We start from the raw sequence: 24186 nt of genomic DNA, 5'->3' as shown, positions 1-24186 counted from the left end.
AATAATATTAATTAGCAATTATTATAATATTGTCTGACGAACCTTCTTGTACTTTTGCGCCGCACTCCAACAAGAGAGGTAGCACGAATGATAACGGCCGACTCATCCCGCGAGACGGTGTCCCCCGAACCGGTGGCGACCGACGACGGCATCGCGTACCGCGCGTTCCACGACATGACCGAGCCGGGATCGCTGAGTATCACGGTCATGCAGGCCGTCGGCGCGGTGGTGGACGTGGATCCGATGGCCCTCGATTCGCTGTACGAGGCCGTCGATCCGGACGCGCTCGACGAGCTGTTCTGTCCCGGCCCGGAAAGGCAACCGAGCATCGACGGCCGCATCCGGTTTCGGTTCGCTGGGTGCCACGTCACCGTCGAGAGCAACGGGACGATCCTCGTCGAACCGTAGGGACCTCGCCGGTTCACGGACGGCGCGCGTGCGTTACACGCTCTCGGTTACTTCTAGTTAGTCTCGGTGTAGAGCCCTCAAAACACGTGATATCACCGTTCTCGCAATCCTTAATATCTCGAGCATCGTTAGGGAGTACCGAACAGCTATGATGAATAGACGTACCCCCTTCGAGGAGATGGAGCGCGTGTTCGACCAGATGCGTCACTCGATGCTCGGCACCTGGGACCTGTCCGTCCCGACGCCGGACCGCCGGTGGCCGTCGGGAGCGACGGCCGGCGCGAACGTGAGTATCGAGACGGACGACGACGGGTACGTCGTCCACGCGGATCTCCCCGGTTTCGAGCGGGACGAACTCGAACTCACGTTCGATGACGGGGTCCTGACGCTCTCGGGCGACCACGAGGTCGCGGACGAGACCAGCGCCCGTCGGCGCAACGTCTTCGAGCAGGTGACGATCCCCGGCGACGTGCTCGCCGAGGAGGTCACCGCGTCCTACCGCAACGGCGTGCTTGAAGTGCGACTCCCCACCGCCGACGCGGGCGACGACGCCCACCGGATCGACATCGAGTAGACTGCCCGCGACGTCGGTCGTGGGGTCGGCCCTGCGCGGGTTCCGCCACGCACGTCGGCCGATGGTCGGCCGCCGCCCGCTCGGTCGAACACCGATCCTTCGTCTCTCCGTCATGAACTACGGTAACATTGATGTATATCACTCGCAATGTGTGCGCCGACGATGGCTCCCGACCGACGACGGACGGCGGACCTCCTCGAACAGGAGCGCGAGTACACCGACGCGGTCATCGGCTCCGACACCACCGGGCGGTTGTTCGAGGCGAGCGCGAAGCGCAACGCCGACCGGCCGGCGCAGGGCTACAAGGGCGGCGTTCACGACCGGTCGCTCGTCGAGGTGGACGCTATCGAGCCGGCCCCGCCGGGCGACTACGCCACGCTGACCTACCGTGAGATGCGGGACGTGGTCCACGGGCTCGCGGCGGGCTTTCGTACCCTCGGAGTGACGGGCGGCGACCGCGTCGGGATCTTCGCGAACACCCGCATGGAGTGGGCCCAGACCGACTTCGCGCTGCTGCAGGCGGGAGCGGTCGTAACGACGGTGTACGCCGAGTCCACCCCCCGCAAGGCGTCGTACCTGCTCTCGAACCCGGGGGCGACGGGCGTCGTCGTCGAGAACGCGGAACTGCTCGAGCGCGTCCTCGAGGTGGAGGACGCGCTCGACCTCTCCTTCGTCGTGGTGATCGACGAGGTTACGGGGTACGCCGACCGGGACGACGTGTTCACGCTCGGGGAGGTCTACGAGCGCGGCCGCGAGGCGTTCGATCCCGCCGACCTCGAATCGTGGCTCAACGAACGGTCGCCCGGCGACCTGGCGACGCTCGTCTACACGTCGGGGACGACCGGTGAGCCGAAGGGCGTACGGCTCACGCACGCGAACCTCCGGGCGAACATAAACGGCATCAGGAGGCGCGTCGGACCGCGCCCCGACAAGCCGGAGAACCTCGCGGTGTTCGACGAGCACTGCCGGACGCTGTCGTTCCTCCCGCTCGCACACATCTTCGAGCGCACGGCGGGGCACCTGTTCCCGCTCGCGAGCGGCGCGTGCGTCAACTACGCGGAGTCCGCGGACACCGTCGCGGAGGACATCCGCCTCGTCAGCCCGACGAACGTCACGAGCGTTCCCCGCGTCTACGAGCGGATCTACGACTCGATGCGCGAGCGGGCGAGCGAGTCCGACCTGAAGTCGAGCATCTTCGAGCGGGCGGTCGAGACGGCCCGCGAGCGGGCGCGCACCGACAGTCCGGGCGTCGGCCTCCGGCTGCGCCACGCGCTGTACGACCGCCTCGTCTACCGGACGATCAGGACGCGCATGGGCGGCGAGATCGAGTTCTTCATCAGCGGCGGCGGGAGCCTCTCTCTCGACCTCGCCGAACTGTTCGCCGGCATGGGACTCCACGTCCTCGAGGGGTACGGGCTGACGGAGACCGCCCCCGTCGTCTCCGTCAACCCGCCGGAGGATCCCCGGCCCGGAACCCTGGGTCCGCCGCTCGTGGACGTGGAGGTGCGACTCGACGAGTCGGTCGTCTCCGAGGATCGGAAGCGCCGCGCGCGAAGCGAGATCGGCGAGTTGTTGGTGCGGGGGCCGAACGTGACGGCGGGCTACTGGGAACGTCCTGACGCCACCGAGGCGGCGTTCACGGCGGACGGTTACTTCCGCACCGGCGACATCGTCGAGCAGACCGACGACGGCTACCTGATCTTCCACGACCGGCTCAAGCAGTTGCTGGTGCTCTCGACCGGCAAGAACGTCGCCCCCAGCCCCATCGAGGACGCGTTCTCGACGAGCGACCGCGTCGAGCAGGTGATGGTCGTCGGCGACGACCGGAAGTTCGTCGGGGCGCTCGTCGTGCTCGACTTCGAGGCCGCCCGCGAGTGGGCCGACCGGGCGGGTATCGACCTCCCCGACGACCCCGCGGCCGTCTGCCGGGACGACCGGGTTCGTGCCTGGGTTGCCGAATCGGTGGAGGCCGTCAACGCAACCCTCGAGAGCGAAGCGCGGATCAAGCGCTTCGAACTCGTCCCCGAGGAGTGGACCGTCGAGAACGACATGCTCACGCCCTCGATGAAGAAGAAGCGTCGCACCATCCTGGACCGCTATGAGGGCGAGGTGATGGACCTCTACGCCGAGGCCCCGCTGGCGGGCGACTGACGCCCCGGGAGTCCCGGGCGGCTCGTGAGGTACGAGGGACGCGGGAGTCGAGTGACCTTTACCGCCGGGGGCGCTGTGGCTACTAGTGGACTCCTCAGAGGTCATCCGACGGTGGGCGGAGCGGTCGGGCGAGTTCTCGCCGAGCTACTACGCCTACTACGGCCCCAACGAAACCAGCGAACGGATCCGCGGGCTCCTCGACTCCGTCGTCGGACGGGAGGCGACCGTCCTGGAGCTCGGTTGCAGTTCGGGCCGACACCTCTCTCACCTGCACGACCACGGGTACGAGGACTTACACGGCATCGACGTCAACGACGAGGCGTTCCGCGTGATGGAGGAGACCGCGCCCGAGCTCGCCGCGCGCGTGACGTTCCACGCCGACGCCATCGAGAGCGTCGTCACCGACTTCGACGACGATCGGTTCGACGCCGTGTTCTCCGTCGAGACGCTGCAACACGTCCACCCGGACAACGGGTGGGTCTTCGGGGAACTCCCCCGGATCGCGCGGGACCTCCTCGTCACGGTGGAACACGAGGGGCGGAGCGATCGCGACGGGGAGGACGGACCCGAGGGGGAGAGCGACCGGGGGAGAGCGGAGGGCGCGGGGGACGACGGTCGCCGCCGATCGGGCGTGATCGACGTGAACTACGTCAACGGCGAGTTCCCGCTGTACTACCGTGACTGGGGGCGGATCTTCGCCGAACTGGGACTCACAGAGATCGAGTCGGAGCCGGTCGGACGGGACACGCTCCGGGCGTTCCGACCGCCGCGGAAGTAGTGCGCAGCCGGTACTCAGCGGGGCGCGTTCGGGAGCGAGGGAGGCGGAGGAACGCGCTCGCTCGACCTCACGCCAGCCACTCCTCGGGCTTCGTGTCGTAGTCGACGTCCGTCGCGGCGAGGTGCTCGACCTCGTCCCAGGGGAGATCCCGCGTCGCGAACTCCTCGCCGTCGAAGCGGATGAGCTTCCCGCGCTCCTCGGGGATCGGTTCGCGGTCGCGCCGCCGGGCCACCTCGACGTCGTGATCGTCGAGTTCCTTCACGATGGTCTTCAGGTTGACCGGCCGCCCCCACAGCTCGAAGACGCGTTCGAGTACCTGCTGGGCCTGCTTTACGTCCAGCATGACCCCGTTGTACTGGTGGCCGAGCAGCAGTTCGTTGCGGTTGTTGTAGTTGCCGTCCTCGACGACCACCGTCGGCTTGCCGAAGTTCGTGAAGCGGAGCATGAGCTTCTTCTTCACGTCCTCGACGTCCGTGCTGGTGGCGCGGTAGTCCCGGGTCGTGTGGGTGTACTCGTAGGTGAAGTAGTGGTTCTCCTCGACGAACTCCTGGGTGAGGAACTCGTCGAGGAACGTCACGTCGTTGTGGCTCTCGCGGATCTCGCGCATCCGGTCCCAGCCGCGACGGCGGTCCACGTCCGCGAGCGCCTCCTCGACGCTCCCGTACCGGTCGTCGTCGAACATGTAGCGCGCGATGCGCTCCAGGTCGGTCTGGGAGAGGCGCTTCAGGAACCCCCGGTGCTGGCGCTTCACCAGCGAGTAGTGGCGCTCGCACAGCCCCTCGTAGGTGAGCACCTTCCAGGGGTAGCGACCGACGTCGACCTCGCCCGCCCTCGCCGCCGCCAGCGCCTCGGCGTCGACGCGCGGGTCGTCCGGATCGAGCGCGTCGAGCGAGTCCGAGTCGACGTGGGCGATCGCGGGGTCCGGTTCGAGCGCCGCGAGGACCGCGTCGAGGTCCACCCGGTCGGAGAAGTTCCGCCAGGTGATCCCCCGGACGCGCAGGAGCTTCTCGGCGACCTCCCGGCGGTTGGTCGTGTTCTCGATGTACTCCCACAGCTCCTTGCCGAGCTTGTAGGGGTTGAACCCCGGCGAACCGAGCACCATCGACTGGTGGTCGGCGTAGTCGACGAACTCGTTCTCGTCGGCGAACCCCTCCTCGGCCATCATCATGGACTCCCAGTAGGCCGCCCACCCCTCGTTCATCACCTTCGTCATCCGCTGGGGGGCGAAGTAGTACGCCTCCCGGCGGAGCACGTCGAGCACCTCGAGCTGCCAGTCCTCGAAGTCGACGGCCTTGCCGGCGTCGCGGTCGTAGCGCTTGCCGTGGTTGCGCAGGAACGCGATGACGTCGAGTTCCGGCTCCGCGGGGAAGCGCGCCTCGTCGGACGTCCCGCGCTGGGATTCGAGCCACTCGTCGCTGAACACCTGCCGCTTCACCTCGTCGCTCAGCCCGAGCTGGTCGAGCCGCTCGGCGATGTCCTCGGCCTCGAACGGCTCGTCGCCGCCCGTCGCGACCGGGGTGAACGGGTCGTGCTGGTCGATGCAGTCCTCCAGGCAGAGCACGTGGTCGATGAACGCCTCGACCTCCTCGCGGTCGATGTCCGGGTCGTTCATGTACGACTCGACGATGCGCGCGTGACTGGCGAGCATCCGGGCGGCGTCCGGCGTGTCGCTGAACAGCCCGAACCACTGGTTGTGCTTGAAGAAGTCGGAGTGCGCCTCGACGTGCGTGATGACCGCCTTCTGATCCGCGGTCGTGTTTGACTCCTGGAGGAAGGCGTGGGCGGGGTCGTCGTTGTTGACGATCTCGAACGCCTTGCCGCCGAGGAACTGCCGCTGCTTTCGCTGCTGGTCGTACTTCATCCCCCACCGCCAGTGCGGGTACCGCTCCTGGAACCCGTCGTAGGCGATGAGTTCGTTCATCTCGTCGTAGTCGATGATCCAGTAGTTGACGGGGTAGGGATCGAGTCCCAGCTTCTCCGCGAGGGCGGCCGCTTCGCGTACGGGTTCCCGCAGCGAGGCGGCGACCTGCTGTTTCCGGATGCGCTCTGGTTCACTCATTGTCCTCTGTACTCAGGATGGTGTAGATGGCGTCGACCACGTCGTCGGGGCCCGTGACGTAGGCGACGGCCACGTCGTTGCTCCCCTTGAAGTGCCGTTCCACCTCGTCGGCGTGCGTCGCGTTGATGGCGTTGCCCGACGGCTGAGTCTCCACGTAGGCGTGGAGGTTCGCCGGGATCTCCTCCATCAGCGGGATGACCCGCTCCTCGGTGTCGTTCGAGGAGTTCTCCGAGTCGCCCGCCGCGAAGACGTAGCGGTTCCACTCGCTCCACGGGTACTCCTCCAGCAGTTCCTTGGCGAGCTCGTACGCGCTCGAGATGCGCGTGCCGCCGCCGCTGCGGATGCCGAAGAACTCCTCGCGCTCGACCTCCCAGGCCTCGGCGTCGTGGGCGATGTAGACGAACTCGGCGTTGTCGTACTTGCCGGTGAGGTACCAGTCGAGCGGGGTGAACGTGCGCTCGACCAGTTCGCGTTTCTTCTCGCGCATGCTGCCGGAGACGTCGCGGATGTTCACCACGACGACGTTCTTCTCGCGCTCCTCTACGATCTCGGGGTAGCGGAAGCGCTCGTCCTCGCGACGGAATGGGATCTGCCGCAGGCCCTCCCGCCGGATGCGCTGGATCGGCGTCTCCTCCTCGACCTCGGCCTCCATCTCCTCGATGCTCGCCCAGCGGTCGCGCTCGGTCTCGGGGATCTCGGAGGCCGCGTCGACGATCCAGGCCCGCGAGACGGGCATGTTCTTCTCGCGCGCCCAGGCGAACACCTCGTCGGGGCCCCACCCCTCGACGCGGAGCGCCTCGCGGACGTACGACCCGTCGAAGTCCATCGCCAGCTTGCGCTTCAGCCCCTCCTTGAACAGGTGCTCGAAGTCGAGGGTGCTCGCGGGACCGGTGCGGGTGATGTCCGTGTAGTCGCCCTCCTTCTCCTCGATGACGCGCTTGCCCTTCGGCTCCAGCGTCAGCCCCAGTTCCTCGTCGAGTTCCTGGGCGAACTCCTCGGGGTCCATCTCGTAGTACTCGTGGTCGGCTCCCTCCTCGCCGGCCTGGCCCTCCTCGCCGTCGCCGTCGCCCGGCTGGGGCTGTGGCTGGCCGACCGGGTCGCCCACGTCGGGCGTCCCGCCCTGGCCCTGCCCCACGCCACCCTGGTCGAGGCGGTCGTAGGCGAACTCCGGGAGATCCACGATCTTGATGGGGATGCGCACCTCCTCGGGGAGGCTCTGGCCGAGGTCGCCGTACTGGATGAACTCCGAGAGGTCCTGCCTGCGGGCCTCGCCCACTTCGCGGTACCGCTCGAGGTCGTCTCTCAGTCCCATCGGTAACTCACCTGGCTCATGACGTGTCGGCTGGTCAGCTCCGCCGAGGCGGCGCTGTAGCCGAAGAGGTCCTGCATGTCGTCGATCGTCGATTCCTTCACCGCCTTCGTCTCCGTGCCCGTCGGCGGGTCGTCCCACTGGCGGGGGTCGAAGTCCTCGAACACCCGGCGGACGTCGTCCCAGTCGTGGCTGCCGAGCACCGCGCGGATGACCGGGATCTCCTTCAGTTCGATGTCGCCCATCCGGAACTCCTCGTCGCGGTGTCGCCACGCGTGGCGGTTGAGCGCGGTCATCACCTTCTCCGTGCGGAAGGTCCGCACGGCGGGCAGCGGTTGCGTCCCGTCGTAGTGGGACTCGTCGAACCGCCCGAGGTGCTCGATCTCGAACACCTTCATCTTGAGCGGGTCCGGTTCGACCTCCTCGCCGCGGTCGTTGGTGATGGTCTCGCCCTCGTTCCAGGCGTAGACGTGCTCGACGTACTCCTCGACGGTTGCCTCGTCGACGCGCTTGTCGCGCATGATGGCCGTGAGCACGTCCCGCTCCTGCTGGCGGAAGATCCGATTTTTCACCTGCACGAGCCGGTTCTCGAACTCCGTCCGTTCCGCGTTCGAGAACACAGGCGCGTCGACGAACCCGTCTGCCATGCCGTTCAGGACGTCGCGGGGCATGATGACGTGCTCGACCGGGAGGTCAGGGTGGTGGCGGTCGCTCTGCTCGTGCAGCAGGTCGGCGATGACGTCGCGCGTGTAGGTGACGGGGATGCCCTGCTGGCCGTCGCGGGCGTTCGTGCCGAACTCGAAGTCGTCCTTGTCGCGGCGCTCGTCGCCGTCCTGGATGTAGCCGGCGTCGAACAGCAGCGCCTTGTCGACGAGGTCGAGTCCCGGCGGCAGGTCCTCGGTGTCGAGGCGCGTCACGACGTTGTACAGCGCCGCCGCCTCGATCGCGTGGGGCGCGAGCTCCTTGCGGTTCACGCGCCGGCGGTTGTCCCGCACGTCGATGGCGACCGGCTCGCGGATCTTCTCCTCGAGCCGGTCGTACGTCGTCGCCGTCCACACCGTCGTCTCGTTGGTGAGCTCCCGGCGCAGCAGCTCGGCCTCCAGCGAGAGGTTCGTCAGGTACCGGAACTCGTGCTTGTCGAGCCGCCGCTTCAGCGCCTTCAGCGGGTCCTGCCCGTGGCGTTCGGCGTGCTGGTTCAGCTGGGCCTCGAGGTCCGGGTTGGAGATGATGAGCAGCTGGGTGTCGATGTCCATCCCGATCCCCTTGTCGAGCTTCACGCTCCCCTCGTCGGGGACGTTGAGCAGCTTCTGGAGCAGGTCGGCGTGCTGGGCGGCGTCCTCGACGAGGGTGAGCAGGCCGTTGCCCTGCGAGAGCACGCCGTCGTAGCTGAACGCCTGCGGGTTCTTCCGCCCGCGCGAGTCGAGCGCCTGGAGCATCCCGTGCATCCACGACCCGACGAGGCGCTCCTTGGGCGTCCCGTCGTCCTCGGAGTGGAGGACGCCGATGCCGGTCCCCACGTCGGCGACGAAGTTCTTCACCCGGAGGTGCTTCGGATCCGTCACGGCCGAGAAGAGGTCGTCCCGGCCGCGCCTGCGGTACTGCTCCTCCAGGTAGTCGTAGGCCTCCCGGCAGAACGGGTCGAGTCGCCCCTCGACCTGGATGTCGATGTGGTCGTCGAGGCGGTCGTTGAGGTCCGCGAGGAGTTCCCGCCTGACGTCCTTGGGGAACACCGAGAGCGGGTGAGCCTGAACCGGGCTCACGTACCAGTCCTCGTCGTTGCTCACCGGGGCCTCGCCGTAGGTGAGGCCGGACCCCTCGGTGTCCGCGCCCGAGATGTTCCACTCGACGGTGTAGCGCCGCCCCTCGTCCGTCTTCGAGTACTCGCGCAGGCCGTTGATGAGACAGCGCTTCAGCTCGCTCTTGCCGGTCGCGGTGGGCCCCTCGAGCCAGATTATCTTCTCCTCCTTCCCCCGGCGGGCGGCGATGGAGCGCAGGTCGTCGACGAACTCGTTCAGGACCTCGGTGTTGCCGAGGATGGCGTGCTCGCCGTCGTTGTAGGGGTCGTCGAAGAAACGGTAGCGCTCCTTCTCCTCGCCCTCCTCGACGACCGCGCGCGTCCCCGCGGCCTCGATGGCCTCGAGCAGGTACTTGCTCGCGTGGGAGGCGATGCGCGGCTGCTCGAACACCCGGTCGACGTACTCCGCGAGGCTCATCGGCTCCTCGTAGGTCTCCGTCAGCGCGCGGTCCGCCTCCCCGATGAAATCCCGGCTCATTCCTCCATCTCGGTTCGGGCGACCTCCGCGCCGGCGAATTCGAGCACCTCCTTAGCCCCCTCGCGCGAGTAGCCCTGGTCCGTCAGCGCCTCGATCCACGCGTTGCGCTCGTCGTCCTCCATCTCCCCGCTCGACACCAGCGCCGAGAAGTTGATGTTGTGCTTCTTGTCCTCCCAGAGCTTGCGCTCCAGGGCGCGGCGCAGGCGGTCGTTGTCCTGGGGGTTGAAGCTCGTCCCCTCGCGGGCGCGCCGCGAGACCCAGTTCGAGACCTCCTGGCGGAAGTCGTTCTTGCGGTCCTCGGGGATGTTGAGCTTCTCCTCGACGCTCCGGAGGAACTTCTCGTCGGGTTCCTGCTCGCGGCCGGTGATCTCGTCGACGACGGTGTCGTCGTCGATGTAGGCCATGACGTGGTCCATGTACTTCTCGCCCTGGCGCTGGATCTCGTCCACGTCGTAGGCGAGCGCGTGGCGAACGTCCTCGATGGCGCGCTCCCTGTACTCCTCGCGGACCATCTCCAGGTACCGGTAGTACCGCTCGAAGCGGTCCTCGGGGATGGAGCCGTGGTTCTCGAGGTTGGTCTCGAGGTGGTTGAACGTCGTGAGCGGCGAGAGGAAGTCCCGCCCGCGGTGCATCGAGTCCATGATCGCCTCGGCGATCTCGTCGCCGATGAACCGCGGTGAGACGCCCTCCATGCCCTCGCCGATGTCGGCCGTCTCCTCGGCCTCCTCGCGGAGCTTCTTCACGTCGGTGTCGTCGCCGTCGTCGATCTCGCCGTTGTAGGCCTTCGCCTTCTGGACGATGTCGACGGTGCCGCCCGTGGGCTCCTCGATGCGGGTGAGGACGCCGAAGAGGCCGGCCATCTCCAGCGTGTGGGGCTCGACGTGGATGTCGGGCACGTCCGCGTTGCGCAGCATCTTCCGATAGATCTTCGACTCCTCGTCGTACTGGAGCACGTAGGGGAAGTCGATGCGCTTGGTGCGGTCGTTGAACGCCTCCATCTTCTCGTCGCCCTTCTTGTCCTTGTACTCGGGCATGTTGGTGCGTCCGACGATCACCTGGTCGATGTCGATGCGCGGGTTGTTCTTCGGCTTGATCGTCTGCTCCTGGGTCGCGTGCAGGAAGTCGTAGAGGAACTCCCGCTGGAGCTTCAGCAGCTCCTCGCCGGAGAAGATGCCGCGGTTGGCGTTACAGAACGCCCCCGAGTAGTCGAACGCGCGGGGATCGGACTCGCCGTAGACGGCGAGCTTCGAGTAGTTGACGTCGCCGGTGAGCTCGGTCTCGTCCTGATTCTTCTTGTCCTTCGGCTCGAACGTCTCGACGCACTGGCGCTTGTTCTCGTCGGCCACCAGCCGCATGATCTCGACGTGGTTCTCGAGGACCCGCTGGAGGTCGTCGTCGTAGTGCTCGAGCAGCTTGTCCATGTAGAACTCGCTCGCGGGGTCTAAGCTCTGCTCGTTGCGGATGGTGTACGGCGCGTCGAGGCGCTCGTTGAGGTCGTCGATGACGCGGTCGCGCTGGGCCTGCGGGAGCAGGACGATCGGGTCCTGGTCCATGGGCGAGCGTACCACGTCGTCCGCCGGATCCTGATCCCGGATGACGTCACAGAGGTTCGTCCAGCGGAACGTGTACATGCGCCCGTCGTCCCGGGCGGTGTAGTCTTCGAAGTATCGGCGCACCTGTCGGTCGAAGTCGGACTTCCCGGAGCCGACCGGCCCGAGCAGGAGCTTGATGCGCTTCTCCGGCCCGAGGCCGCGGGCGCCGCTCTTCACCTTGTTCACGAACTCGTGGATGGCTTCGTGGATGTTGCGCCCGTAGAAGGTGTTCTCGCCGTCGTGGAGCGGGTCCTCGCTGGCGAGGCGGTACTCGACGACCCCGAGTCGCTCGTCGTACTCGGTGCCGTAGTAATCGAACATGTCCGCGACGCGCTGGTGTGCGTTACGCGCGATCCGCGGCTCTTCGTACACCTCGCGGAGATACCAGTCGAACGTCCGGGTTTCGCGCAGATCCGCCGGTATCGAATCCCGGTACTCCCGACTGAGTTCTTCGAGGGTTTCCATGTCGCCTGTCATGGTATCACGGAGACGGTATGTCTCATTCCCGGTTCGCCCGGAACGGACAGCCACGCTGCCCGCAAGTGCCGACGGCCACCCCCCTTCGTGAACTCACGCGGCTCGTTCGCCCACGTGTGGTGTGCTATCACGCGACTTCCCCGTGCGGCCCACGTCGCTGTCACGACTCGGGTGCGCACAAGGACTGATCGTATGGGGCTGTGACCACCGATACTGTTGGCTCTGTTATTGCCTCACATAGATAAGTCTTCCCACGGACGTCGGATTTCCGACGGGTTTCCCGCCCCCACGAGAAGGGAAATCGACGGACAGCTCGGGTGAAACTGAGTGTCAGAAATTATTAACTATCGAGAGTTTATAAGGGGGTCGGACCGCACGACTGATGCGGGCGGGGTGGGTACTGCCGGTATGACCGACGACCTCGCCGAGGGATGGCGGGTCTGGAGCGACGCCGACGACCGGCTGGTGCTCGCCTACCGTCCGGACGTGTTCGACGGCGGCGACTTCCCCCCGCCCTGCCTCCCCACCATCTACGTCACCCGGGGGTCGCGCACCAGGCGCCCCGGCGTTCGACCGAACCCGCGTCCGGACGACCCGTGGCACGTGACGCTGTTCCTCGAACCGGAGGTGAAGCACGGTCCGCACCTCCACGACGACCGCGAGGAGGCGTTCGAGACCGCTCGCGACCTCGCGGAACGGTTCGCCCGGGGCGAGATCGACTACCGGGGGCTGTACCAGGTCCCCCGCGAGGAGTACTTCGAGAGGCTGGACGAACTCACCGGACGCGACTCCGGGCGGGAGGCTTAACCGCCCTCGCACCCGTCTCTCGGATATGAGCACCGTCACCCTCATCGGTCCCCGACTCGCGGAGGAGGGCGTCGAGTTCGTCTTCAACGGCGAGTCGCCCCTCTGCGAGGGCTGTCCCTACCGGGGACAGTGTCTCAACCTCGACGAGGGCGTCCGCTACCGGGTCACCGACGTGCGCGACTCCGGGATCCTCGACTGCGCCGTCCACGACGCGGGCGTCACCGCCGTCGAGGTCGAACCCGCGCCCGTTCGCGCGAACGTCGCCTCGAAGAGCGCCTACGCCGGGTCCTCGGCGACGCTCGAGGGACCCTGTCCCCACACCGAGTGTCCGAGCCACGAGTTCTGCGAACCGCTCGGCGCGGCGTTCGACGAGTCGTACAAGATCCGCGAGGTCGTCGGCGACCCGCCCCACGAGTACTGCGCGCTCGACCGCGACCTGACGCTCGTGGAGTTCGCGCCCCGAGACGGAGAGCCCTAACCGAGCGTCCCCGTCAACTCCGCCGCGTAGCCGAACTCCTTCTCGTAGCCGTACGGCGACATCAACACGGGGTAAAAGGGCTCCCGTGCGACCAGTTCGTCGTCGTCGGCCGTGGCGAACGTCGCGCCGGGGGAGACGCGCTCGAAGTTCGCCACCCGGACGTCGTAGGTCGTCGCCGGCGTCTTCGGAATGAGCCGCTCGAGGCGGAAGACGGGGATGTCCGCCGATCGGCGCTCGCCCGCGGGAAGCGCTCCGATCGCGCCGAGGAACTCGCGGACGAGACGGACGGCGTACGCCTTCGCCTCCTCGGATCCCTGCCGACCCGCCTCGACCTCGATCACGTTGGCGTACTCGACGAGCCGCCCCTCGGTGAACCCCCCGGCCTCGACGACCGCGTCGATGGAGAGGTAGGGACAGATGGCCTCCGTCAACGGGTCCGCGTCGTCGACGATGGCGAACGGTCGGTCGTACGACTGGGTCGAGTGGATCGACAGGGTGGTGCAGCCGCGCAGCTCGCGCAGCAGCTCGTGTGCCAGTCTGCGCTCGTACTCGTCTGCGTCCGGATCCCCCGGGAAGACGCGGTTCAGGTCGACGTCCGTGTAGCGGACGTTCCTCTCGAGCGCCGGCTCGTTGGCGACGACGAACTTCACCGGTCGTTCGAGGGACGGTCGCTCGCGGAGGAAGTGCTCGACCGCGTGCGCACCGCACGGTTCGTCGCCGTGGAGCGCGCCGACGACCGCGTACTCGGGCTCCCCCTCCCCCAACTGCTCGACCCGCATTTGCTGGGAGTACGGACGGCCCCCATTTCAGTGCCGCGGTCCGCGCCGACCCGTCAGCGCTCGAGCCCCGCGGCGTACTCGAAATCGCTCTCGCGGGCGGTGAGTGTCTCCCCGTCGAGGACGATGCGCCAGCCGTCGATGGCGGTCGGATCGTCGAGCGCGGCGGTGAGCGTCTCCCGCACGTCGAGCACGTCGACGCCGTAGAAGTCGCGGGGGACGCCGTGAAAGTACTGGAGGGCGGTGTCGAACAGCGACCGCATCCCCCCGTCGTCCCCGAAGTCGAAGCGCTTGTACGCCCCCGCCGCGACCTGCACCATCCCGTGGAGGAACTTGCTCTCGGTGGTGCCGCGCCCGTAGTTGTACCACTGATCCTCGAAGCAATCGTGACTCTCGTGGTACGCCCCCGAGTTGTACAGTCGGACACCGTGAACCGTCGCGCGCCGGAGCGTCGCGTGCTCCCAGCGACCGTCGTCGCGCCACCCCGTCGGACTCCCGCGTCGCGGCGGCCCGACCGTGGGATCGCGGGTGTGGTCGTCCATGTGGGTACCACACCCCACGCCCGGGTAGGTCCGTCGGTGGAGGGAGCGCGGCGGAGGGGATCGCCTTCAAATGTAAACCTTTAGGCTCGTCCGTCCCCCGCCCCCGGACGATGGGACTCATCGTGGAATACCGGGTCGTCTCGCCGTTTCTTCGAAGCGCACTCCAGGCAGTTCCCTCGATGCGGGTAGAAGTCGAAGACGTTCGGATGTTCCACGACGAACCGGTCCGGGTCGTCGCCCGGGCGAGCGGCGACGACTTCGAGGCGTTCGAGGCGGCGCTCGACGACGACGCGACCGTCGAATCGCACCTCGTCCTCAGTACCGTCGACGATCGGCGATTCTATCGGATCTCGCTCACCTCGCACGGCGAAGAGTGCATCGTCTACCCCGCGATCGCCGACCTCGACATCTCGCTGCTCGACTGCCGGATGACGAGCACGGCGAGTTCGGTTCGGGTGCGCGTTCCGTCGCGCGACGCGCTCCAGCGGCTCCGCCAGGCCTACGAGGAACGGGGTATCTCGTTTCACCTCGAGGGGCTCTACCGCCTCGACGCGACGGGAGGGGAGCGCTACCAGCTCACCGAGCGACAGCGCGAGGCGCTCGTCGCCGCCTACGAGGCGGGCTACTTCGAGGTGCCGCGGAACTGCTCGCTCGGGGACGTCGCCGACGACCTCGACATCTCGAAACAGGCGCTCTCCGCGCGGCTTCGACGCGGCGAGGCGAACCTCGTCAGGAACACCGTCGTGGACGACGGCACGTATAAGTAGTTGTCATGTCAACCGTCGTCGCTAACGGGTAGGCCTCGAACCGTGGACTGGATGCCTCCGGCGGGCGCGCGTCGAAAGTCGATGTGAACGTGGGGGTGAGCGAGCCTCGGATCGAGGCTCGCTCGGAGCTCTCGTCGACTCGCGCCGCCGGGACATCTCACTTGCTCTGTCGGCGGTCGTTCCGCCCCGTCCGTCGACTCTCAGAGGTCCTTCGCGATGTCGTTGAGCGCGTTCACCCGTGCGGAGCGACCCCTGAGGTCGTCCGGGTCGACGAACGCGGAGAGGCGCGTCTCCCGGACGTGTTCGCGGAGCGTCTCGAGGGTGCGGTTCTCGATCCGGAGGCCCGTCAGGTACGCCGCGAGTTCGCGGCACTCCTCGTCGGTCGCCCGTCGGCCGCCGTCCGCGCCGCGGAGGTCCCACGCCGTCTCGCGGGCGTCGTTGCCCTCCGGGAGGGTCGCACCCCCCGCGAGCACCAGCGCCCTCGCCGTGACCCACGGGACGACGTCGGCCGCGTCGTACCCCCGTTCGCGGAGGAGGCCCACGGCCCGGTCGGTCAGGTCGAACTGCCGCCGGGCGGTACCGACCGCGGCGATCAGCTTCAGTTCGTCTCCGTCGCGTGCGAGAAACGGGGCGGTCGCCATGGACGCGGTTGTGACTCGGGGGACATGTGCCCACCGGTCCCCGCCCCGCGCTCATACTGTCGGACGTACGCCCGTCGGGAATCTCGCCACCTCAGGGTGGCGAGTAGCGTCACGAAGGTACGTCCGACAGTATCATCCCTCGGCGGTCAGCGTCCGCTCGAAGTCGTCGACGGGGATAACGGAGTAGTCCACGGTGAGGGTGTCCTTCGTGGCGCGGATCTTGCCGACGAACGTCGAGATCTCCTCCAGGGTTCCCTCGAGGATGAACAGCTCCATGCAGTAGTGATCGCCGACGTGGTTGTGGACGTTCGAGGCGACGAGCGACTCGTGCTCGTGGCGCAGGTGCATCATCCGCTCCTCGACGTTCGTCGTCTCGTAGTTGAACAGCACCGTGACGACGCCCATCAGCGTGCGGTCCTCCAGCCGCCTGTCCTCGAACTCCCCGAGGAGGTTCCGCGCGGCCTCGCGGACGACCTCGCTCCGACCGGTGTACCCGTGCTCCTCCGCGAACTCGTCGAGGCGCTGCAGCAACGAATCCGGCATCGAGACGCTTACCACTGCCATGTATTAACGGAGCTCCCAGAGAGTATTAAACATTCAGTACAACCCCGCGACCTTCCGGGAGAGTGCGGTAGAACGAACGCGATAACCCGCCGCTCGACCGTCCCTCGGCGCTTACGGCGAGTAGTAACCCGAAACGTGATCGAAGGGACGGGGCGACGTGCGACCGACCGCTCTCGCGCCGGTCGCCGCGCCGGCCGCTCGATCGCGGGCGACGGCGTTCGAGCCTCGAAACGCGTCGCTGCGGTTCGGTTCGCAACGCTTTAACGCTCTCCCCGGCGACTCAGTGGTGCGTGCGAGGGTAGCCAAGCCTGGCCAACGGCGGCGGACTCAAGATCCGCTCCTGTAGAGGTTCACGGGTTCGAATCCTGTCCCTCGCATCGATGGACGCGAACGAACGTGAGCGTCCTCGCACGAGACGAGAGGATTCGAAGTAGACCGAGGTTCTGCGCTTCGCGCAGGTTCTCGGGCGTAGTTCGAATCCTGTCCCTCGCATCGTGCGTACGATGCGGAAGACCGCACTGGAGCGGCCTTCCCTCGCAACACCCCTCGAAACGTCACTCCGATAGCTCACGCTCCGGCCGCGCGACAACCTTCTTACCCGAGCGGCCGTCACATCGACCGATGGCGGAACTCCGGCGCATCACGACCTACCCGGTGAAGTCCCTCGACCCGCAGGTGCGCGAGGCGGCCCGCGTCGTCGAACGCGGCGCGCTCGACGGCGACCGCGAGTACGCGATGGTCGCGGCCCCCGAGGACGCCCCGCACGACCCGGAGACGGCGTCGGTCGGCGGACGGGGCGACTACGTGAACGGCAAGCGGACGGCGCGGGTCCACCGCCTGCGCTCGACGGTGGACCGCGAGGCGCGAACGCTCACCCTGCGCGAGCACGGCTCCGAGGGGTCGCTGACGTTCGATCTCGACGACCGCGCGGCGCTGAACGCGTGGCTGAGCGACTACTTCGGCGAGCCCGTGAGCGTGCGACGGGAACCGGCCGGGGGGTTCCCCGACGACCGGCAGCACTCCGGCCCGACGGTCGTGAGCACCGCCACGCTCCGCGAGGTGGCCTCGTGGTTCGACCTCGACCTCGACTCCGCCCGGCGGCGGTTCCGCGCCTCCCTCGAGATCGGGGGCGTCCCCGCCTTCTGGGAGGACCGCCTCTACGCCGACCGCGGCGAGGCGGTCGCGTTCCGCGTGGGGGACGTCGAACTGCTCGGCGTGAACCCCTGCCAGCGCTGCGTCGTCCCCTCCCGCGACCCCGACACCGGCGAGGCGACGCTCGATTTCCGCGAGACGTTCATCCGGCGGCGGGGGGAGACGCGCCCCGGGTGGCTGGACAGCGAGCGGTACGACCACGACTTCCGGCTGATGGTCAACACCCGCGTCCCCGAGCGCGAGTGGGGGAAGACCCTCCGCACGGGCGACGAGGTCGAGGTGCTGGGGACGCGCTCGCTGCCGACGTAGGTCGGGGATCGGCGGCAGCGTACCCGACTCGACCGCTCCGTCCCTCCGCTGTCCGCCTCTCCACCCGTTCCCGCGTCCACGCTTCGCGCGAGGCGATCGAAGCGCGCCCTCGCCCGCCGCCGTCGCTCCCGCGTCGCGGCCGGGTCGTACCGCAGCGAGACGATCCGACCGAGCGCGAGTCGGGCGTCGAACGACGCGTCGACGCGACGACCCGCGCGCGGGAGTCGGTCGCGCTCGACGGTTCGCACGCGGCCGTCGGCGAGGACCAGCACCGCGTCGTCGCCCTCGAAGCGGTCGAGGACGGCGGTCTCGGTCGCGGTCAGTTCGGGAGCGGGGGTCCACGGGACGACGAGCGCGGCGAGGGCGAGCGAGATCGCGAGCAGCGCGGGGGTCGGCGACGGCACGGGATACGCTGGTCCCGCCCTCGTTCATAAACTCTCGCCCCGCGCTCACTCCTCGTCGTCCGCGTCGTCGGGGCGTCGCGCGAGGCGGTCGAAGCGCGACTGGGCGTCCTCCCGGCGGCGGTCCGTCTCGTCGGGGTCGTAGTCGACCCCGACGACCTCGCCGTCCTCGACGCGTACCGCGAGCACGGCGTCCTGGTGGCGCGCTTCGGGCGGCAGGTCGTAGCGGTCCACGACGACGTCGCCCGCCACCCCGTCGTCGTCCTCCAGGAGCAGCACCGCGTCGTCGCCCTCGAAGCGGTCGAGCACCGCCGCGTACTCAGGCATACGTCTCCGTGAGGACCCGCTGCCCGTTGTCGTTTTCGACGACGACGGTGTCGCCGTCGTTGTTCCACACCGGCCCGCTCGCGTTCCAGTGGAGGTCGGTATCGTCGTCGCGCCCGTCGCCCGTGCGCAGCGTCACGCGCTCGCCGGGGGCGAGGACGACGCCGTCGGGGACGGCGTAGGTCTTGCCCGCCTCGTCGCGGATCGTCCACCCCGAGATGTCGAGCGGCGCGTCGCCCGCGTTCTCGAAGACGACGTACTCGTCGTTCAGGTTCCGCCGGTCGTCGCCGGCGGCGTCCGCGTGGATCTCCGCGACGGCGAGCGCGGCCGGTCGGTCGGTTCGATCGGTTCCGTCGGTTCCGTTCCCGCCGTCCGCGCTCTCGACGACCGTCCGGCGTTCCAGCGCGCCGTCCGCACCGGGGGCGACGGGATCGCCCTCCCGCAGCGCGAGCGGGTCGGTGGGGGCGGCACGCTGCGTGTAGACGGCCGCGCGGTCGCCGTCGCTAGCGAACGCCACGTCGCCGTGGGTGGCGGTCCAGTAGGTCCGCACGTCGCGCTCGGCGAGGCGCTGCAGCGTCTCCTCGTGTGGGTGGCCGTAGCGCGAGTCGTAGGCGCTCGAGATAACTGCGACCTTCGGGTCGGCGGCGTCGAGGAGCGCCTCGCCGGTGCTCGACGCGCTCCCGTGGTGGCCGGCGCTCAGGACGGTCGTGGGGAGGGAACCGCCGGTCCGATTCACGACGTAGCGCTCGCCCGCCGCCTCGGCGTCGCCCGGGAGGAGGAACGTGGTGTTCCCGTGAGCGAGAGAGAGCACGAGGCTGTTCTCGTTTCGCTCGCGGTTCTGGAGGTATCCCTCGGGCGGGGCGAGCACCTCGACGGACGCGCCGCCGAGGGGGATCGAGTCCCCGGCGACCGTCCGGTAGAGCGGGACGTCGTGGCGTTCGACGGCGTCGAGGTACTCCTCGTAGGTCCGCGTGCTCGACGCGATCCCGGGGTCGTACACCGCCCCGACGCCCTCACCCTCCGTCTCGAAGTGCTCGATCACGGCGGCGTGTCCGCCGATGTGGTCGGCGTCGGCGTGGCTCGTCACGAGGTGATCGATGCGATCGACCCCGCGGCGTTCGAGGTACCGAACGACGTGCTCGCCGTCGTCGGTGTAGTCGCCCGAGTCGACGAGCATCGTCTCGCCCGTCGGCGAGATCACGAGGACCGAGGTCGACTGACCCACGTTGATGAAGTGGACCGAGAGGGTCCCGTTCGCGCCCAGCTCGGGGACCGATTCGTCGCCGTCGTCGCCGTCGGGCGGGTCGTCCGGCGTCTCGGGCGTCGGTACGCCCGGCGAGGCCCCGGAACATCCGGCGAGGACGAGGAGCAAGCAACAGAGCAGGGAAGCGGCGCGCATCGTCGGCTAGTGAGACGGGGGCGATACCAGTCTGTCGGCGGGTCAAACCGGTTCGACGTCCGTCACCTCGCCGACGACCTCCCACCCGCTCGCCGTCGCGCGCGCGACGAGCAGGGGATCGTCCTCGCCGTCGGTCACCATCCGGTAGGTCGTCCCGCCGTCGCGGTCGACCCCCTCGGCCTGGAAGGACTCCTGAAAGAACTCGGCGCTCCGCATGTCGAGGTCGATCTCGTCGCCGCCGTCGAGGCGCAGTCGGACCGGTTCGGGCGCGACGTTGTGGATCCGCTTCGCGAGCGTGTTCATGCGTTCCCCCTCGTCGCCGCGCGACATAATCGGTGGGCATTCGCCGCGGTGTCGGGTGTATCCCGCCGCGCGGGAGGGCGGCGCGCCCCCGCACGCGACGGGATGGCCGCGTCGACGCTCCCGGTGCCGGAGGGGTTTTGCGCGCCGACTGGGGACGACCGGAACCCTAAACACGTCGCGGACAGCCACTCCCCGTATGGAACTCGAAGAGCGGTTCGGCGCCGGGCTCAGCCCCGAACGGGCGTGGCTCTACGTCGGCATCGCCGCCCTCGTCGTCCTCGTCGGGGGGTCGCTGGTCTTCCGCGAACTCGTCTACGATCAGTTCCTCTGGCAGTACTTCTGGGGGCCCGTCGTCGCCGACGCGAACAACGCCGCGTGCGCGGTCCGCGCCGGCGGGTCGGTCGACCTCGTCTACGACCCGGCCACCTGCGCGCGGGCGGAGGCGACGGGGCGGATCGTCGCCGAACCGGGGTACACGCTCGTCTCCGAGGTGGGCTACGCGGCGACGCTCGTGTTCATGCTCGCGGGCGTGCTCTTCCTGCTCCGCCGCCTCGACCTCGTCCGCGAGCGGTCGGCCTTCTTCGCGCTGGTCCCGTTCATGTTCTTCGGCGGGGCGCTCCGCGTCGTCGAGGACGCGAACGACGCGGCCGTCGCCGCGAGCGGGGTCGATCAGCTCGTCGCGTACCCGCTCAACACGCTCCTCATCAGCCCCGTCATCTACTTCACCGTCTTCGCGATCACGCTCGCCTCGCTGCTCGCCGCCGTCTGGCTCGAACGCGCCGACGTGGTCGAGCACTACGAGACGCCGCTCGCCGCCTTCGGGACCGTCTTCCTGCTCGGCACGCTCGCGTACCTCTACGTCGTCGTCACCGGCCGGCTGGAGGCCGTGCTCCCGAACGCGGGCTTCTACCCCCAGATGCTCGTGCTGACGGTCCTCCTGTCGGTGTTCATCGCGGGCGTGGTCTACTTCGCCGCCGACCGGTACGCGCCCGAGATCACCGCCGGGACGGGGCTCATCGCGCTCGTCGTCCTGTTCGCCCACGCGCTCGACGGCGTCGCCAACGTCATCGCCGCCGACTGGGCGCGCGAGATCGGCCTCCCGTTCGAGTACGTCCCGAAGCACCCGATCAACGAGTTCATCATCGAGTACTCCTCGGTCGTCCTGCCGGAGGGGGTCGTCACCGCCATCGGGAGCGCGTGGCCGTTCCTCCTCGTGAAGGTCGTCGCCGCGACGCTCGTCGTCTACATCTTCGACGAGACGGTGTTCGAGGAGAGCCCGCGCTACGCCATCCTGCTGCTCGTCGCCATCGTCGCCGTCGGCCTCGGGCCGGGCACGCGCGACATGCTCCGCGCGACGTTCGGGATCTGAGCGCCCCCCCTCGACCGCTATCGCGCCTCGGCCGTCGCAGCGACCCCCTTCGGCAGATCGACGTCGATGTCGATCGTCCCACGGTACGCGTCTTCTGCGGCCGAGCGCGCTACGGGAAGGGGTGGTGCTCTCGACGGGTGCGCGACTCGAAACCCAGTTCGGCGGGCACCGTCTCAGCGCGCTCGCCGAAGTAGGCGTCGCCCATGAACAGCGCCTGGGCCTCGGGGAGCAGCACGCGGACGACCTCGAACCCGAGCAGTCCCACGTCCCGCGGCGTCAGGCGGGCGGCGTAGGCGTCGAGGCCGGCGTCCGTCACGCGCTCGACGAGCGTCGAGAGTTCGGCCCCGCCCTCGGGCACCCGGCCGGCGATGCTCGACGCGGGGACCGTCGCCGACGGCTCCACGAACCCCCGGACGGAGTCGGGGAGGGAGGCGAAGTGACCGATGCGCCCGCCCGCGTCGGCGGCGTCGGCGCGCCCCATCCCGCGCAGTTCGAGCCAGTTCTGGACGGCCTCACAGCACGCGGAGCGCGCGGCCGCGGCGGGGTCGAGGTCGGCCGCCGTCCCGGGCGCGAAGCGGGGCCACTCCCCCTCCCGGTGGACCGCGCAGGCGACGACCGGCACGTCCACGTCCTGCGTGAGCAGCGTCGCCGTCACCGACAGCCCCTCGGCGCGGGCGCGCCGGACCAGCGCCTCGAACCCGGCGTCGTCCACGTCGAGCCCGAGCGGATCGAACGTCGAGTACCACGCGAGCATGGCTGCGTCGCGCTCTATCACCTCGGTGAGCCCCGAGACGAGCGCCGCCGCGCCGGAACTGCCGAGGCCGAGGCCGGTGGTGATCGTCGGGCCGTCGGTCTCGTAGGGGAACAGCGCGCGCTCGGCGGGCAGGGCGACGCGCTCGCCCGTCCGCAGGTCCTCGCCGGGCACCCACGCCGTCGGCTCGTCGGCGGGCGGGGCGACCCCCTCGGGCGCGACGAACTCGCTCGCGGGGACGGCCCCTGACAGGCCCGCGGCGGGCGCGGTGAGCAGGTCGCTCCGGCGGTAGACGCCCGCGCCGTAGCGTTCGAGCGCCTCGCCGAGCGCCTTCATCAGCGCCGCGTTCCAGTCGGGGTCCACGCCCGCCGCGTGCCCCGCCGCGCGCGCGTCGCTGAAGCCGCTCGTGTCGCAGACGGTCGCGAGGTAGTACGGCAGGGGGAACGACTCCGCCTCGCCCACCTCGCGCACCGCGCCGACGCGCTCGTCGAGCGCGCGCTCGGCCCGCGACAGCGCGTCGTCGAGGCTCCGCCCCTCGTGATCGCGCCGGAGTCCCCAGTCGCGCTCCGGGGCGCAGGAGCAGTGTGGGAGGGGCAGGAACTCCCGCCGCGCGTGCGGGACTTCCACGACGCGCCCGAGGATCGACGCGCCCGACGAACCGTCGCCCGCGAGCAACCGGGCGGCCTCCCGCCCGGCGACGGTCCCCGCCAGCCGCGCCGTCGGCGCGTCGACCTCACCGTCGTCCGTCCCCGCGAGGTTCGCCGCGACGCGGCCCCGGAGGCAGTCGTAACAGCCGGTCGCCGGCCCGAACCCGGCGACCGAGGCCTCGACGCCCGCGACGGCGCGTCCGCCGACGCCGCCCAGTTCGACGGCGAGCCAGCGACCGCGGTCGGCGGTCGTCGATTCGAAGGTCGGCGCGCCGACGGCGTCCACGACGAGCGCGAGGTCGGCGTCGACGCCGCCCAGGTCGGCGGCGGTCGTCTCGACGATCCCCGCGCCGACGTCGGCCAGCGTCGCTCGCGCGGCGTCCGCGGCGGGGCCGTCACCGACGAGTGCGACAGTCATGCCAGTAGCCAGCGTGGAAGGAAGGAAAAGTCGGGCGGTTACGATCCGTCCGCGTTACGAGGCGAGCAGGCTCTGGGCGACGTTGGCGAGTTCGTCCGTGTCGGCCTCGCGCAGGCGGTCGTCGCCGAGGACGAGGCGCAGGCGCGGGCGACCGACGTCGATCGGAACCTTCTCGGTGTCGATGAGGCCCAGTTCCTCCAGACGGGTCTTGGTGCGGGAGAACGTCGCCTTCGAGGCGATGCCGACGTCCTCGCCCCACTTGGAGATGTCGTAGAGGAGCTCCTGGTTCTTCGCCGCGACGAGCAGGCTGATGGTCACCTCGTCGAGCCCGTCGCCGTCGCCGCGGGCGGTCTCGAGCGAGGCGAGCACGCCGTCGAAGTCGCCCGCGACGTCCGCGCCGATCTCCTCGTTCAGCGAGTCGCGGACGCGGGTGATGGGGGGCGTGCGGAGGTTGAACGGCTCCGCGTCCTCCCAGGCGGCCTCGTACTGCTGGCCCGCGCTCTCGACGAAGTCCCCGTCGTCGGTGGCGAGTCCGGCGACCAGGTTGCCGGCACCGACGATGGCCGTGACGGTCTCGTCGGTGACGATGAGCGTGTTCGACGGTTCGTCGTAGCCGCGCAGTTCGAGGCGGCCGGCGTCGATCAGGTCGGCGGCGGTGCTCGCGACGAGGAAGTCGTCGAGCACGTCCTTGAGCATGCGCTCGTCGCCGAGCAGTCGAACGGAGACGTCCTCCGCGTCGGCGATGACGTCGACGGCGGCTTCGAACGTGTCCGCGGACGGGCTGACCACGTACATCGTCCCCTCGGCGTCCGCGAGCGCGGCGGACAGAAGCGATTCGATGTTCGACTCGAGTAAGTTCGAGGTCATTGTTAGACTATAGGGTAATCAGGTATTTAATTTCACTGATTGTCAATAAC

Annotated in this window: 22 protein-coding genes, 1 tRNA gene and 1 pseudogene; 10 read left to right on the top strand and 14 right to left on the bottom strand. The window is 68.8% G+C overall.

The window, feature by feature from the left end:
- Nucleotides 1–117 precede the first annotated feature (117 nt).
- The 4 genes from ddfA to P1K31_RS02505 all read left to right on the top strand — a co-directional run bounded on the left by ddfA (nucleotide 118) and on the right by P1K31_RS02505 (nucleotide 3911).
- Nucleotides 118–408 (top strand): DdfA family disk-determining factor, encoded by a 291-nt coding sequence (ddfA, locus tag P1K31_RS02520; RefSeq protein WP_276304705.1) that lies wholly within the window; start codon nucleotides 118–120, stop codon nucleotides 406–408.
- Between the two features lie 148 nt (nucleotides 409–556).
- A complete protein-coding gene (locus P1K31_RS02515; RefSeq protein ID WP_276304704.1) occupies nucleotides 557–982 on the top strand; it encodes an Hsp20/alpha crystallin family protein in 426 nt (141 codons plus the stop codon).
- Nucleotides 983–1144: 162 nt separating this feature from the next.
- Nucleotides 1145–3133: an AMP-dependent synthetase/ligase gene (locus tag P1K31_RS02510; protein ID WP_276304703.1), complete on the top strand. Its 1989-nt coding sequence runs from the start codon at nucleotides 1145–1147 to the stop codon at nucleotides 3131–3133.
- An 85-nt stretch (nucleotides 3134–3218) separates the two neighbouring features.
- Nucleotides 3219–3911 (top strand): class I SAM-dependent methyltransferase, encoded by a 693-nt coding sequence (locus tag P1K31_RS02505; RefSeq protein WP_276304702.1) that lies wholly within the window; start codon nucleotides 3219–3221, stop codon nucleotides 3909–3911.
- Between the two features lie 67 nt (nucleotides 3912–3978).
- Here P1K31_RS02505 and P1K31_RS02500 read toward each other — a convergent pair whose 3' ends face one another.
- From P1K31_RS02500 to P1K31_RS02485, 4 genes are read right to left on the bottom strand one after another with little or no spacing between them, the layout of a single operon-like run.
- Nucleotides 3979–5970, bottom strand: a complete 1992-nt coding sequence (locus tag P1K31_RS02500) for a SpoVR family protein (protein ID WP_276304701.1) — start codon at nucleotides 5968–5970, stop codon at nucleotides 3979–3981.
- Entirely contained in the window at nucleotides 5963–7282 is a 1320-nt protein-coding gene (locus tag P1K31_RS02495) for a YeaH/YhbH family protein (RefSeq protein WP_276304700.1), read from the bottom strand. Before P1K31_RS02495 ends, P1K31_RS02500 begins: the two co-directional genes overlap by 8 nt.
- A complete protein-coding gene (locus P1K31_RS02490) occupies nucleotides 7273–9552 on the bottom strand; it encodes a PrkA family serine protein kinase (RefSeq protein WP_276304699.1) in 2280 nt (759 codons plus the stop codon). Before P1K31_RS02490 ends, P1K31_RS02495 begins: the two co-directional genes overlap by 10 nt.
- A complete protein-coding gene (locus tag P1K31_RS02485; protein WP_276304698.1) occupies nucleotides 9549–11621 on the bottom strand; it encodes a PrkA family serine protein kinase in 2073 nt (690 codons plus the stop codon). The genes P1K31_RS02490 and P1K31_RS02485 overlap by 4 nt, the downstream gene beginning before the upstream one ends.
- 408 nt (nucleotides 11622–12029) lie before the next feature.
- On the opposite strand from P1K31_RS02485, the gene P1K31_RS02480 reads away from it, so the two are divergent.
- Both P1K31_RS02480 and P1K31_RS02475 read left to right on the top strand, forming a co-directional pair.
- The gene (locus tag P1K31_RS02480; RefSeq protein ID WP_276304697.1) at nucleotides 12030–12428 is read left to right on the top strand and encodes a DUF5820 family protein; all 399 of its coding nucleotides are present in this window, start codon (nucleotides 12030–12032) and stop codon (nucleotides 12426–12428) included.
- Nucleotides 12429–12453: 25 nt separating this feature from the next.
- Entirely contained in the window at nucleotides 12454–12906 is a 453-nt protein-coding gene (locus P1K31_RS02475) for a UPF0179 family protein (RefSeq protein ID WP_276304696.1), read from the top strand.
- Here P1K31_RS02475 and P1K31_RS02470 read toward each other — a convergent pair.
- On the bottom strand, nucleotides 12903–13685 hold the full coding sequence (locus P1K31_RS02470; RefSeq protein ID WP_276304695.1) for a M14 family metallopeptidase: 783 nt from the start codon (nucleotides 13683–13685) through the stop codon (nucleotides 12903–12905). The two genes, P1K31_RS02475 and P1K31_RS02470, sit on opposite strands and share 4 nt — an antisense overlap.
- Nucleotides 13686–13738: 53 nt before the next feature.
- On the bottom strand, nucleotides 13739–14224 hold the full coding sequence (locus P1K31_RS02465) for a DUF309 domain-containing protein (RefSeq protein WP_276304694.1): 486 nt from the start codon (nucleotides 14222–14224) through the stop codon (nucleotides 13739–13741).
- Nucleotides 14225–14334: 110 nt separating this feature from the next.
- Here P1K31_RS02465 and P1K31_RS02460 point away from each other — a divergent pair, with 110 nt between their 5' ends.
- Complete coding sequence (locus tag P1K31_RS02460) at nucleotides 14335–14991, top strand: helix-turn-helix domain-containing protein (protein WP_276304693.1); 657 nt, start codon at nucleotides 14335–14337, stop codon at nucleotides 14989–14991.
- A gap of 200 nt (nucleotides 14992–15191) precedes the next feature.
- Here P1K31_RS02460 and P1K31_RS02455 read toward each other — a convergent pair whose 3' ends face one another.
- Together P1K31_RS02455 and nikR are read right to left on the bottom strand one after the other, a co-directional pair.
- Entirely contained in the window at nucleotides 15192–15632 is a 441-nt protein-coding gene (locus P1K31_RS02455; protein WP_276304692.1) for a hypothetical protein, read from the bottom strand.
- A gap of 132 nt (nucleotides 15633–15764) precedes the next feature.
- Nucleotides 15765–16196 (bottom strand): nickel-responsive transcriptional regulator NikR, encoded by a 432-nt coding sequence (nikR, locus tag P1K31_RS02450; protein WP_276304691.1) that lies wholly within the window; start codon nucleotides 16194–16196, stop codon nucleotides 15765–15767.
- Nucleotides 16197–16488: 292 nt separating this feature from the next.
- On the opposite strand from nikR, the gene P1K31_RS02445 reads away from it, so the two are divergent.
- Nucleotides 16489–16573, top strand: a tRNA-Leu gene (locus tag P1K31_RS02445).
- Between the two features lie 244 nt (nucleotides 16574–16817).
- Nucleotides 16818–17657 (top strand): MOSC domain-containing protein, encoded by an 840-nt coding sequence (locus P1K31_RS02440; protein WP_276304690.1) that lies wholly within the window; start codon nucleotides 16818–16820, stop codon nucleotides 17655–17657.
- Nucleotides 17658–17758: 101 nt separating this feature from the next.
- Here P1K31_RS02440 and P1K31_RS22025 read toward each other — a convergent pair.
- The 4 genes and pseudogenes from P1K31_RS22025 to P1K31_RS02425 form a co-directional block, all read right to left on the bottom strand.
- Nucleotides 17759–18061, bottom strand: a pseudogene (locus tag P1K31_RS22025) (DUF3006 family protein); the annotation flags it as partial.
- Between the two features lie 45 nt (nucleotides 18062–18106).
- Complete coding sequence (locus tag P1K31_RS02435; RefSeq protein WP_276304689.1) at nucleotides 18107–18385, bottom strand: DUF3006 domain-containing protein; 279 nt, start codon at nucleotides 18383–18385, stop codon at nucleotides 18107–18109.
- Complete coding sequence (locus P1K31_RS02430) at nucleotides 18378–19781, bottom strand: lamin tail domain-containing protein (protein WP_276304688.1); 1404 nt, start codon at nucleotides 19779–19781, stop codon at nucleotides 18378–18380. The genes P1K31_RS02435 and P1K31_RS02430 overlap by 8 nt, the downstream gene beginning before the upstream one ends.
- Before the next feature lie 42 nt (nucleotides 19782–19823).
- Nucleotides 19824–20084, bottom strand: a complete 261-nt coding sequence (locus P1K31_RS02425; RefSeq protein WP_276304687.1) for a DUF8072 family protein — start codon at nucleotides 20082–20084, stop codon at nucleotides 19824–19826.
- 196 nt (nucleotides 20085–20280) lie between these two features.
- Between P1K31_RS02425 and P1K31_RS02420 the strand changes: the two genes are divergently transcribed.
- The gene (locus tag P1K31_RS02420) at nucleotides 20281–21453 is read left to right on the top strand and encodes a DUF63 family protein (protein ID WP_276304686.1); all 1173 of its coding nucleotides are present in this window, start codon (nucleotides 20281–20283) and stop codon (nucleotides 21451–21453) included.
- 109 nt (nucleotides 21454–21562) lie between these two features.
- Here the strand turns inward: P1K31_RS02420 and P1K31_RS02415 are convergent, their stop codons facing one another.
- Together P1K31_RS02415 and tbsP are read right to left on the bottom strand one after the other, a co-directional pair.
- Nucleotides 21563–23269 (bottom strand): YcaO-like family protein, encoded by a 1707-nt coding sequence (locus P1K31_RS02415; RefSeq protein WP_276304685.1) that lies wholly within the window; start codon nucleotides 23267–23269, stop codon nucleotides 21563–21565.
- A 54-nt stretch (nucleotides 23270–23323) separates the two neighbouring features.
- Nucleotides 23324–24136, bottom strand: coding sequence for a transcriptional regulator TbsP (gene tbsP / locus P1K31_RS02410; protein ID WP_276304684.1), 813 nt, complete (start codon nucleotides 24134–24136; stop codon nucleotides 23324–23326).
- Nucleotides 24137–24186: the final 50 nt, after the last annotated feature.

It is taken from the genome of Halomarina halobia (genome assembly GCF_029338575.1).
GTDB classification, from domain to species: Archaea; Halobacteriota; Halobacteria; order Halobacteriales; family Haloarculaceae; genus Halomarina; species Halomarina halobia.
This window is presented reverse-complemented; position numbering and strand designations above follow the sequence as displayed.

Bases quoted from the DNA above. Each gene is read 5' to 3' on its own strand.
- P1K31_RS02510 (WP_276304703.1), top strand. From the start codon at position 1,145: ATGGCTCCCGACCGACGACGGACGGCGGACCTCCTCGAACAGGAGCGC.
- P1K31_RS02495 (WP_276304700.1), bottom strand. From the start codon at position 7,282: ATGGGACTGAGAGACGACCTCGAGCGGTACCGCGAAGTGGGCGAGGCC.
- P1K31_RS02430 (WP_276304688.1), bottom strand. From the start codon at position 19,781: ATGCGCGCCGCTTCCCTGCTCTGTTGCTTGCTCCTCGTCCTCGCCGGA.
- P1K31_RS02455 (WP_276304692.1), bottom strand. From the start codon at position 15,632: ATGGCGACCGCCCCGTTTCTCGCACGCGACGGAGACGAACTGAAGCTG.
- P1K31_RS02435 (WP_276304689.1), bottom strand. From the start codon at position 18,385: ATGCCTGAGTACGCGGCGGTGCTCGACCGCTTCGAGGGCGACGACGCG.
- P1K31_RS02470 (WP_276304695.1), bottom strand. From the start codon at position 13,685: ATGCGGGTCGAGCAGTTGGGGGAGGGGGAGCCCGAGTACGCGGTCGTC.
- P1K31_RS02500 (WP_276304701.1), bottom strand. From the start codon at position 5,970: ATGAGTGAACCAGAGCGCATCCGGAAACAGCAGGTCGCCGCCTCGCTG.
- P1K31_RS02415 (WP_276304685.1), bottom strand. From the start codon at position 23,269: ATGACTGTCGCACTCGTCGGTGACGGCCCCGCCGCGGACGCCGCGCGA.
- P1K31_RS02440 (WP_276304690.1), top strand. From the start codon at position 16,818: ATGGCGGAACTCCGGCGCATCACGACCTACCCGGTGAAGTCCCTCGAC.
- P1K31_RS02480 (WP_276304697.1), top strand. From the start codon at position 12,030: ATGACCGACGACCTCGCCGAGGGATGGCGGGTCTGGAGCGACGCCGAC.
- P1K31_RS02475 (WP_276304696.1), top strand. From the start codon at position 12,454: ATGAGCACCGTCACCCTCATCGGTCCCCGACTCGCGGAGGAGGGCGTC.
- P1K31_RS02485 (WP_276304698.1), bottom strand. From the start codon at position 11,621: ATGACAGGCGACATGGAAACCCTCGAAGAACTCAGTCGGGAGTACCGG.
- P1K31_RS02420 (WP_276304686.1), top strand. From the start codon at position 20,281: ATGGAACTCGAAGAGCGGTTCGGCGCCGGGCTCAGCCCCGAACGGGCG.
- P1K31_RS02425 (WP_276304687.1), bottom strand. From the start codon at position 20,084: ATGAACACGCTCGCGAAGCGGATCCACAACGTCGCGCCCGAACCGGTC.
- tbsP (WP_276304684.1), bottom strand. From the start codon at position 24,136: ATGACCTCGAACTTACTCGAGTCGAACATCGAATCGCTTCTGTCCGCC.
- P1K31_RS02460 (WP_276304693.1), top strand. From the start codon at position 14,335: ATGGGACTCATCGTGGAATACCGGGTCGTCTCGCCGTTTCTTCGAAGC.
- P1K31_RS02515 (WP_276304704.1), top strand. From the start codon at position 557: ATGATGAATAGACGTACCCCCTTCGAGGAGATGGAGCGCGTGTTCGAC.
- nikR (WP_276304691.1), bottom strand. From the start codon at position 16,196: ATGGCAGTGGTAAGCGTCTCGATGCCGGATTCGTTGCTGCAGCGCCTC.
- P1K31_RS02490 (WP_276304699.1), bottom strand. From the start codon at position 9,552: ATGAGCCGGGATTTCATCGGGGAGGCGGACCGCGCGCTGACGGAGACC.
- P1K31_RS02465 (WP_276304694.1), bottom strand. From the start codon at position 14,224: ATGGACGACCACACCCGCGATCCCACGGTCGGGCCGCCGCGACGCGGG.